The sequence below is a fragment of the Bradyrhizobium sp. genome, from assembly GCF_036009065.1.
Taxonomy (GTDB): domain Bacteria; phylum Pseudomonadota; class Alphaproteobacteria; order Rhizobiales; family Xanthobacteraceae; genus Bradyrhizobium.
In genome coordinates, this window is sequence record NZ_DASYMN010000300.1 from 1 (window position 1) to 1,647 (window position 1,647).

General features: G+C 62.7%; 2 protein-coding genes. Both read left to right on the forward strand.

The genetic code is table 11. The features are described from left to right. Positions 1–676: Mu transposase domain-containing protein (locus VGP39_RS18180; protein ID WP_414644717.1), on the forward strand; the 676-nt coding region annotated here is incomplete at its 5' end. Next, entirely contained in the window at positions 673–1,449 is a 777-nt protein-coding gene (gene istB / locus VGP39_RS18185) for an IS21-like element helper ATPase IstB (protein WP_327569486.1), read from the forward strand. The genes VGP39_RS18180 and istB, both read left to right, overlap by 4 nt. Positions 1,450–1,647 lie beyond the last annotated feature (198 nt).

The window sequence follows — 1,647 nt, forward strand, 5'->3', positions numbered from 1 at the left end:
GGATCATCGGGTCCGCGGCCAGACCGAGAGCATTGGCGAGCGCCTCGTGCGTGACCTGACAGCCCTGCAAGCCCGCCCGCCGGTGGCGTATGAAGCCTGCGACCGCACCGCCGCCCAGGTCTCTTCGCTCGCCCTCGTGCGCTACGACCGCAACGACTACTCGGTGCCCACAGCCTACGGCCACCGTGCGGTGCTGGTGCGCGGCTACGTCGATGAGGTCGTGATCGGCTGTGGAGCTGAGATCATCGCCCGGCATCCGCGCTCCTATGCCCACGCGGACTTCATCTTCGACCCGCTGCACTACCTCGCGCTGCTGGAGCGCAAGATCGGGGCCCTCGACCAGGCCGCTCCCTTGCAGGGCTGGGATCTGCCCGAAGCCTTCGGAACCTTGCGACGCCTGATGGAGGCGCGCATGGGCAGGCATGGCAAGCGGGAGTACGTCCAGGTGCTGCGCCTTCTCGAGACGTTCCCGCTCGAGGACGTCCACGCGGCCGTGCGCGAGGCCCTGAGACTCGGAGCCATCGGCTTTGATGCGGTCAAGCACCTGATCCTGTGCCGCATCGAGCGACGGCCGCCGAAGCTGGACCTGATGCTCTATCCCTATCTGCCGCGGGTCGCTGTCGCGACCACCTCAGCGAAGTCCTACATGGCCCTGCTGAGCGAGACACGCCCATGAGCGATGTGCCTCAGGTGTTGCTGGCCCATCATCTGAAGGCGCTCAGGCTGCCGACGTTCCTGCGCGATCATGACAAACTGGCTCGGCAATGCGCCGCGGAGGGGATTGATCATATCGGTTACCTGCTGCGCCTGGCCGAACGCGAGCTGCTTGATCGCGAAGGGCGAATGGTGGAGCGGCGCATCCGCCAGGCGCGGTTCCCAGCGGTCAAAAGCCTGGACAGCTTCGACTTTGACGCTCTTCCGGGCCTGAACAAGATGATGGTTCTGGAACTTGCCCGCTGTGCCTACATCGAGCGCCGCGAGAATGTGATCGCCCTCGGCAACAGCGGGACGGGAAAAACCCATGTGGCTTTAGGGCTCGGCCTCGCAGCCTGCCAAAAAGGGCTGCCGGTTGGCTTCACGACAGCATCGGCCCTGGTTCACGAACTGCTCGAAGCGAGTAGCGAGCGCCGGCTCCTGCGACTGCAAAAGCAGCTGGCCAGCTACAGGCTGCTGATCATCGACGAGCTAGGCTATGTGCCGCTTTCGACCACCGGAGCGGAGCTGCTGTTTGAGGTGTTCAGCCGGCGCTACGAGCGCGGCTCGGTGATCGTGACGAGCAATCTGCCGTTTGACGAGTGGACCGGCATCTTTGGCTCAGAGCGTCTCACGGGAGCTTTGCTCGATCGGCTCACCCACCATGTCCATATTCTGGAGATGAACGGCGACAGCTATCGCCTGAAAAGCAGCCAACGGCAGAGCCAGATCCAAGCAGCACTCCAGCCGCAGTGACGCGGGACAGGCGCGCAGCCAAACGCTTAAGCTTCAGCCAATTGGTACACACTTGCTCCGGCGCGCCGGTACACGTTTGAGCTGGCCTTTACACACCCACGAGATTTTGGCGCTGTCATCTATGCATCGGAGCTAAAATATATCTATGGGTCAGCAAAGCAAAGTAGCAATTTAGACGAGCTTGTAGAGAAGGTAGGT

Coding starts and splice junctions, on each gene's coding strand:
- istB (WP_327569486.1), top strand. CDS start 673: ATGAGCGATGTGCCTCAGGTGTTGCTGGCCCATCATCTGAAGGCGCTC.